The sequence below is a fragment of the Thermostichus sp. OS-CIW-31 genome, assembly GCF_054060305.1.
Genome location: NZ_JBSSDA010000010.1, coordinates 104,910 through 113,407, shown reverse-complemented (window position 1 = coordinate 113,407; position 8,498 = coordinate 104,910). Strand labels below are relative to the sequence as shown.

The window sequence follows — 8,498 nt, the reverse complement described above, 5'->3', positions numbered from 1 at the left end:
CCTGACTGCTTCGCGGTACAGAGTAGGCTTTTAGTAGCCCTGCAGTTAGTAAACTAACCACGGACCTCTGGGATGGTTTACGACACCCCCAATCGTACGAGGGCAACTCGGTGACGATTAATTTCACCTTTGATATCAACGTGCTGGGCCAGTTGACTGTAGGGGGATCCGCCAAGTAAACTACCCGACCCTGACTGCTTCGCGGTACAGAGTAGGCTTTTAGTAGCCCTGCAGTTAGTAAACTAACCACGGACCTCTGGGATGGTTTACGACACCCCCAATCGACCGTTACCAGTGCCTTAAACAACCGTTTCTGGTGTCCGCATTATTATTATTATATCACAAGGCAAGTGAAGTTGTGTATTCCTCCCGATACTGACTTAATCTGCGCTGGTGCTGCTTTAACCTCCTTTCGCTGCGTCTGAGAAACTTTGGACACTCTACAGAGTTGCCGTTCTGGTCGGTGTAGAAAGCCTTCCAGCCCAAGTCAATGCCAATAACATTGCCTGTGTATTCTCCCTGCTCCTTGCGCTCCACATCCAAGCAGAACTGGGCATAGTACCCATCTGCCCTGCGTATCACCCGCACCCGATTGATTTTGGAGTTTAGGATATGGTGTCTTGCCTCACCATTGCAGTACAAGGCAAATGTTCCTGCGTTGAAGCCGTCGGTGAACGTGATGGACATGCCGTCAGGAGACAGCTTCCAGCCGGACAGCTTGTACTCGACCGACCGACAGTTCTTCTTGAACTGCGGATAGCCTTTCCTTGGCTCTTTGTTCTTGCAACGGCGGTAGAAGTTGGAGAGGGCAGACCAAGCTCTTTCGGCACTAGCTTGACGGGCGGCAGAGTTGAGCTGGCGGGCGAAGGGGAACTCTTTGGCCAAGTCCTTGCAGAGGGAATACAGAACCGCTTTGGTCGCGCCCCGGTTATCCATCCAGTACCGTAGACACTTGTTTTGCACAAACTGCGCAGTGCGAATGGCTTCATCCAGAGCTTGGTACTGCTCTGCTGTGCCGTTGAGCAGCTTGGCTTCTCTGACCAACATATTGCTATTTTAAAGTGCTACGCACCGCTACCGCGAACAGCGTTCCTGAAGGGATAAAACGGTCTGCGCCTTACATCCCTACCCTCAAGGGCAGGGCTTTACGGCGTTTTTTCGGTAAAACCGCAGGGAGCGCTCCAGGTTGCCGACGCGGATCATGGTGTGGAGAAGGCGCATGGCACAAGCTCCGAGAAATGGGCGATGCTGCACTTATTTTAGTCTTTGACCTTTTAGTCTTTAGACCGCTGAGGATCCCTTGATGAGCCAAACGCCTCTGCAACGCACCCCCTTGTTCTCCCTTCATCAAGCTTTGGGGGCGCGATTTGTCTCTTTTGCCGGCTGGGAAATGCCGCTGCAGTATCGGGGAGTGATAGCAGAACATCGGGCAGTGCGGGAGAGGGTGGGGACATTCGACATTTCCCACATGGGCAAGTTCACCCTCTGGGGGCCGGAGCTGGGATCCCACCTCAGCCGTCTGGTTCCCAGCGATCTGAGCGCCGTTCCTGTGGGATCCGGTCGCTACACCGTCCTGCTCAATCCACTGGGGGGCATTTTGGATGATGTCATCTTCTACCGGCATCCACCGGAGGGTGAGCTGGAGCACTGGAGCGTGATCGTCAATGCAGCTACCCGGCAGAAGGATTGGGATTGGCTCAACCACCACTTCCAAGGGATCCCCGGAGTCAACCTTCAGGATCACTCCGACACTCGGGTCTTGTTGGCGGTGCAGGGGCCGGCAGCCGAACAGGTTCTCCAGCCCTTTTTGGAGGGATCCCTGAAGGCTTTGCGCCGGTTTCAGCACGGTCAGTTTGCCGGAGCGGCGGGAGCCTTGGGAGAGTCTATCTTCGTGGCCCGCACCGGCTACACCGGAGAAGATGGCTTTGAAGTCATGCTCAGCCCCGAAGACGGCATCCGCCTTTGGGAGCAACTGATTCAGGCCGGCGTACAACCCTGTGGGCTGGGCTGCCGCGATACCCTGCGCCTGGAGGCTGCCTTCCATCTTTACGGGCAGGACATGGACGAGAGCACCACTCCCTTAGAAGCCGGCTTGGGCTGGTTGGTGAACAACCCAGGGGACTACATCGGCAAGCCCGCCATCGAAAGCCAACGGCAGCAAGGGATCCCTCGCCACCTGGTGGGGTTTCGCATGCTGCATCCGGCCATCCCCCGCAGCGGCTATGCCATCTACGCTCCCAACTCCCCTGAGCCGATCGGACGGGTAACCAGCGGCACCCATTCTCCCAGTTTGGGCTACGGCATCGGCTTGGGCTATGTCGCTCCGGCTTGGGCCAAGGTGGGATCCCGGCTGGAAATTGAAATTCGGGGGCAGCGCCAGCCTGCCGAAGTGGTGAAAAAACCTTTCTACAGTGCTGCGCACCGCTGACGCAAACGGTTACAGGTTCCCGTTAACCCAGGGTTTGGCAGCTTTGGGCGTGGAGTATTCCTGTTGCAGCCGCCGCAATTTCCGCAAGGCCCGCCGCTCAATTTGTCGGACTCGCTCTCGCGAAAGGCCGATGTGCTCCCCAATTTCCCGCAGCGTTAGGCCCCTCGATCCATCCAGCCCATAGCGAGCCACAATGACCTGTCGTTCTCGTTCACTCAGTTGGCCCACCAGCGCGCGGACTTCCTCTCGACGGGCAAGCTGGGTTAGGTGTTCAACAGGGTCGTTGTCTTCATCTGGGATGAAGTGCTGCAGCTCGGTGCCGTCTTCATCCCCTACCCCCACGTTCAAGGAACGCATCTCTGCCATGTGGCGGGTGATCAGCTCCCGGTAGTTATCGCCAATATCCAGAGAATCAAAAACTTCTTCTGCCTGGGGGCGGGATCCCCTTTCGGCAGATAACTCGCGGTAGCGCCGCTTCACCTGGGAGACTTTTTCGTACATGTGGGCCGGCAGACGGATCATCCGCCCCTTGTTCTGGATGCCCCGGTTCACGCTTTGCCGGATCCACCAAGTGGCATAGGTGGAGAACTTGTAGCCACGGGTGGGATCGAACTTTTCCACGGCGCGGGTGAGGCCGATGGTGCCTTCCTGAATCAGATCCAGAAACGGCAAGCCGCGATTGCGATAGCGCTTGGCAATCGACACCACCAAGCGGAGGTTACACTCCACCATTCGTTTCTTGGCTGCTTCCCCCTGCCGCAGGATCTGCTGCAGCTCTGCTAAAGGGATCCCCAGCCGCTGGCTCCAACCTTCCACAGACTCATGGGGCTGCCGTTGCTCCAAGAGCGTCACCATCCGCTGCACCTGGTGAGCCAGGCGGAGCTCTTCTTCAGCGGTGAGCAACGAGTAGCGGCCAATCGTCTTTAAGAAACGCCCCACCGCATCTTGCAAGTCAAGACTTTCTGACATATCAAACCCCACACCATAAATTCATGTCCTGTCAGAATCTCTACTTCTCCTGCTGCATCGGGCCCTCTTCCTACACACGAAGCTGACCTTTCTGCAAACAGCACCTTATTCATACCAGCACAAAAGCCTTTTCGTAAAGGCTTTGACTTCGAAAAATCTAATCCAGAACTCGGTGTTTGACTCACTAAATTTATTGAGGCTGCTTCACTAGACACTACCGGCAGTGCTTTAAGTCCTTTTTTGTTGAGTAGTAACTCTACCTTAAGTAGGAGGGAAGAGATCAACTATTTTATAAACTCAATCTTAAGTTCTAGATAGATTGAAAAAATTATTCCACTTGCTTGACCAGTTTTTGGTACCAAATCAGATCTTCAAGAGATCTTCAAGAGACAAAAAAGCAATTTTTTCATCCAATTTGTGGGACTAGAGATGAGTATTTTTGTTCGCAGAGCCATCGGAAAAGCTTACTTGGCAAGGCACAGCAAGGGTCATCGGCGGGTTTTTGGAACGGCTTGGGGCTGGTTTGGTACCTCATCGCCGGCAATTCCAGCCGGAGACAGACGAGAACAGATCCCTGTGGGACAGATTTTTGCTGCTGCCTCCAAACATAGTGGAGACTATCGTCAATTCTTGACTTTAGACTCTAGATGTAGATCCAAGATTTCTGTGTTACCGAACACGCCAGGCGCGGATGCCTCAGCCTTGGTGCTCCGTACCGCTATCGCGAATGCCGCAGCGCGCGCCTACATAAGAAGGCAGGTCAGGCCAGCCCAGCGACCCTCCAGGCCCAGGTGTGTTGCACTCCTGCGGGAGAAAGGGGGAGCTGCGTTCCGCTCGCTCGACCCACCGCAGGATGGTTTACATTTCTTCCACCACCCCAAGGGCGCTTTATAGTGAGGATCCGGTCTCCATCGGTCAAAGGATTGGAAGGGCCATGTCTCACTTCACCACCCTGCAAGTGCAAATCAAAGACGCCGATCTCCTGGAAGAGACTCTGAAGGAATTGGGCTACGCTGTGCAGCGGAATGCCAGCCTGCGGGGCTATCTCTGGAACCGCACCCGCGCCGATCTGGTGATCCGGCAAAAGAATGGCTTCGACATCGGGTTTCGTCGCAACGGGGATCACTACGAGCTGGTGGCCGATCTGTGGGGGGCGGGCATCGATCCCAAGACCTTCCTGGAGCCGATTTTGCAGCGCTACGCCCACAAAAGTTTGCTGCGCTCAGCCCGTGAGCAGGGCTATACCATCGAGGCCGAAGAAGTGCTGGAGGATGGCACCATCCGCGTGGTGGTGGGGCGTTGGGTATAGCTAGGCCCATCGGCATCCGCCCATGGTAGGTAAGCCTCAGCCGGCTGTCAGGACTGACCAGGGATCCCGGCCCCAACCTTGGGATCTGGTGTTGGGGGGGCAAACGGCAACCGGGAGCGCCCCGGCCCATGCCTTAGTGCTGGGAGGTCTCGAGGGGGCGCGGCGACGACTCGCCCATAGCGATGAAGCCGTGCGCTTAGCCACGCTATCCCAGTTGCTGCAGTACGGGTCGGCGGGCCTGGCCGAACTCATTGCAGCCCTCGCTGGCAACAGCTCTTGGGCGGTGCGGCTGGAAGCTTGGCGGCTGTTGTCTCAGCTAGGCCAGCCGGAGGCAGAACAGGCCTGTTGCACCTACAGCCCCTTTCGCCCGGTGGGGGGAGCGCAAGGGGTGATCGTGGCCTATCGGCGTGGGGAGCGGAACTTTGCCTACGCCGACCTGGAGGGAGTGGATCTGCAAGAGGCGCGGCTAGGGGGCGTTAACCTCTACGAAGCCAATTTGAGAAAGGCCAACCTGCGCCTTTGCAACTTCAACGGCGCCCGGCTGCGGCAAACGGATTTGCGCCAAGCGGATTTGCAAGGGGCCAAGCTGAGCGGAGCCGACTTACAGGGAGCCGACCTGCGGGGATCCGACCTGAGGGGGGTAAAAGTTAGCGGCACCAGCCTGCGGGGATCCCGGCTTTCGGAAGAGACCTACCTAGAAGAACGGGTGCGCCACATCTGGCAGTTGCAGAACTGGGGGGGACAGGGGCAAGATTTCTCCGGCCAAGACCTGAGCAAAGCCGATCTGCGAGAACTGGTGCTCTGTCAGATCCGGCTGAGGGGAGCGGATCTGAACCGGGCGGATCTGCGTGGATCCAACCTGGAGGGAGCGGACTTGGGGGGAGCCAACCTACAGCGGGCGGACTTGCGGGGGGCCAACTTGCAAAATGCCGACCTGGAAGGGGCCAATCTCAGCGGCGCCGAGCTGCGTCAGGCCCAGTTTCAGGGGGCTAACCTGCGGCGGGCCGATGTCAGCGGGGCCAACCTAACCCAAGCCAACTTGGAAGGCGCCCAGATTGAAGGCCTCAAGCACAGCGGCGCCCGGATTGGCGGCCTGATCTTTCCCGACGGCACCCCGATCAAGCCCTGGTGGTGGTAACAGGTGCCTACCGCTCACCCAATGAGCCAAATCCAAAGGAATCCCAAGATCCCCCGGCAATTGGGCAAACCCGGATCACCATAGGAGTAGAGATACCTATGGGGTACAGCTATGGTTCTGGCAGAACAGCTCTCGACAAAACCGCTCACCGCCGACGAGCTTCGCAAAATGGATGCCTACTGGCGGGCCGCCAACTATCTGTCGGTCGGGCAAATCTATTTGATGGACAACCCGCTGCTGCGAGAACCCCTAAAACTGGAACATGTGAAGCCACGCCTGCTGGGGCACTGGGGCACCACACCCGGGTTGAACTTCATCTACGTGCATCTCAACCGCATCATCAAACGGGAAAACCTCAACATCCTCTACATCACCGGCCCCGGCCACGGTGGCCCTGCTCTGGTGGCCAACACCTACTTGGAAGGCACCTACAGCGAGGTGTATCCCAACATCGGCCAAGACGCCGAAGGCATGCGCAAGCTCTTCAAGCAATTCTCCTTCCCCGGCGGCGTGCCCAGCCACGTGGCTCCGGAAACCCCTGGCTCCATCCACGAGGGGGGAGAACTGGGCTATGCCCTGGCCCACGCCTTTGGGGCTGCCTTTGATAACCCCGATCTGCTGGTGGCCTGTGTGGTGGGGGATGGAGAAGCGGAAACCGGCCCCTTGGCCGCTTCCTGGCATTCCAACAAGTTCCTCAACCCCATCCACGACGGAGCAGTGCTGCCGATTCTGCACCTGAACGGCTACAAGATCGCCAATCCCACCGTTTTGGCCCGCCTCAGCCGTGACGAGCTGCAAAATCTGTTTGTGGGCTACGGCTACAAACCCTACTTCGTAGAAGGCTGCGAGCCGGCAGAGATGCACCAGTTGATGGCCGCCACTTTGGACACGGTGATCCACGAGATCCAAGAAATCCAGCAGCATGCCCGCAGCAAAGGGGATCCCACTCGTCCCCAGTGGCCGATGATCATCCTGCGCACCCCCAAAGGCTGGACCGGCCCCAAAGAGGTGGACGGCAAAAAGGTGGAAGATTTCTGGCGCTCCCACCAAGTGCCTCTGGCGGATCTGGCCAAAAAACCCGATCACCTCAAAGCTCTGGAAGACTGGATGCGCAGCTACAAGCCGGAAGAACTCTTCGATGAAAATGGCCGTCTGCTGCCGGAGCTGCAAGAGCTGGCCCCCAAAGGGGAAAAACGCATGGGCGCTTTGCCCCACGCCAACGGCGGCCTGCTGACGCAGGAGCTGAAAATGCCAGATTTCCGCCGCTACGCCGTGCCTGTCCCCCGCCCCGGCACCACCGAAGCCGAGGCCACGCGAGTGCTGGGGCAATTTCTGCGGGATGTGATGAAGCTCAACCCCCACAACTTCCGCCTCTTTGGCCCCGACGAGACGGCTTCCAACCGCTTGGATGCTGTGTTTGAGGCCAGTGACCGCACCTGGGTAGCTCCCATCTACGATTGCGACGAGCACCTCTCCCCAGATGGACGGGTGATGGAGATCCTCAGCGAGCACGTCTGTCAGGGCTGGCTAGAAGGCTACCTGTTGACCGGGCGACACGGGTTCTTCTCCTGTTACGAAGCCTTCATCCACCTGGTGGACTCCATGTTCAACCAACACGCCAAGTGGCTGAAAACCACCCGTCACATTCCTTGGCGGCGGCCCATCCCTTCCCTCAACTACCTGCTGACTTCCCACGTGTGGCGGCAGGATCACAACGGCTTTAGCCATCAGGATCCCGGCTTTTTGGATCACGTGGTCAACAAAAAGGCCGAAATCATCCGCGTCTACCTGCCCCCGGATACCAATACTCTGCTCTCGGTGGCCGACCACTGTCTGCGCAGTCGCCACTACGTGAACGTGATCGTGGCAGGCAAACAGCCGGCCCTGCAGTACCTGGATATGGATGCGGCCATCAAACACTGCACCCAGGGCTTGGGAATCTGGGAATGGGCCAGCAATGATCAGGGTTCAGAGCCGGATGTGGTCATGGCCTGCTGTGGCGATGTGCCCACCATGGAAACCCTGGCGGCGGTGGACTTTTTGCGGCAGCACCTGCCGGAGATCAAGATCCGGGTGGTGAACGTGGTGAACCTAATGAAGCTGCAGCCGCCCAGCGAACACCCCCACGGCATTAGCGACAAGGAGTTTGTCAGTATCTTCACCCCCGACAAGCCCATCGTGTTTGCCTTCCACGGCTATCCCTGGCTGATTCACCGCCTCACCTACCGTCGCCCCAACCACCACAACCTGCACGTGCGCGGCTACAAGGAGGAAGGCACCACCACCACCCCCTTCGACATGTGCGTTCTCAACCAGGTGGATCGCTTTAACTTGGCCAACGACGTCTTGGAGCGGGTGGATCGCTTCAAGTACCGGCGGGATCACGTCCAGCAGCTTATCCGGGACAAGCTGGTGGAGCACAAGCAGTACATCTGCAAACACGGGGAAGATCTGCCGGAGGTGCGCAACTGGAAGTGGCCCTATTGAAGGGATCCCCACTCAACTAACTTTCGCCTCTGAGCTCTGGCAGGATAGAGTTTTCTTGGGCTCTGCCTGCCGGAGTTTTCTGAAGTCTAGAGGTTGAGGGTGTGAGGGGTTCAGAAAGGGTGGATGCGGATACCCTTCCCGATCTGGAGGTGGAAGAAACAGAGTGG

At 57.8% G+C, this 8,498-nt stretch carries 6 protein-coding genes; 4 read left to right on the top strand and 2 right to left on the bottom strand.

The genetic code is table 11. The features are described from left to right. Positions 1-339: 339 nt before the first annotated feature. On the bottom strand, positions 340-1,047 hold the full coding sequence (locus ACVWY9_RS07925) for an RNA-guided endonuclease InsQ/TnpB family protein (protein ID WP_011432770.1): 708 nt from the start codon (positions 1,045-1,047) through the stop codon (positions 340-342). 256 nt (positions 1,048-1,303) lie between these two features. On the opposite strand from ACVWY9_RS07925, the gene gcvT reads away from it, so the two are divergent. Then, the gene (gcvT, locus tag ACVWY9_RS07920; RefSeq protein ID WP_414413391.1) at positions 1,304-2,428 is read left to right on the top strand and encodes a glycine cleavage system aminomethyltransferase GcvT; all 1,125 of its coding nucleotides are present in this window, start codon (positions 1,304-1,306) and stop codon (positions 2,426-2,428) included. 9 nt (positions 2,429-2,437) lie between these two features. On the opposite strand, the gene ACVWY9_RS07915 is transcribed toward gcvT, so the two are convergent. Next, positions 2,438-3,397 carry a sigma-70 family RNA polymerase sigma factor gene (locus ACVWY9_RS07915; RefSeq protein ID WP_011432772.1) on the bottom strand — a complete coding sequence of 320 codons (960 nt, stop codon included), beginning with the start codon at positions 3,395-3,397 and terminating at the stop codon, positions 2,438-2,440. A gap of 934 nt (positions 3,398-4,331) precedes the next feature. Between ACVWY9_RS07915 and ACVWY9_RS07910 the strand changes: the two genes are divergently transcribed. From ACVWY9_RS07910 to ACVWY9_RS07900, 3 genes are all read left to right on the top strand, one after another. Next, the gene (locus ACVWY9_RS07910; protein ID WP_457384385.1) at positions 4,332-4,706 is read left to right on the top strand and encodes a DUF1257 domain-containing protein; all 375 of its coding nucleotides are present in this window, start codon (positions 4,332-4,334) and stop codon (positions 4,704-4,706) included. A gap of 22 nt (positions 4,707-4,728) precedes the next feature. After that, a complete protein-coding gene (locus ACVWY9_RS07905; RefSeq protein ID WP_457387992.1) occupies positions 4,729-5,844 on the top strand; it encodes a pentapeptide repeat-containing protein in 1,116 nt (371 codons plus the stop codon). 111 nt (positions 5,845-5,955) lie between these two features. Then, on the top strand, positions 5,956-8,331 hold the full coding sequence (locus tag ACVWY9_RS07900) for a phosphoketolase family protein (RefSeq protein ID WP_457387991.1): 2,376 nt from the start codon (positions 5,956-5,958) through the stop codon (positions 8,329-8,331). The last annotated feature ends 167 nt before the right edge of the window (positions 8,332-8,498 follow it).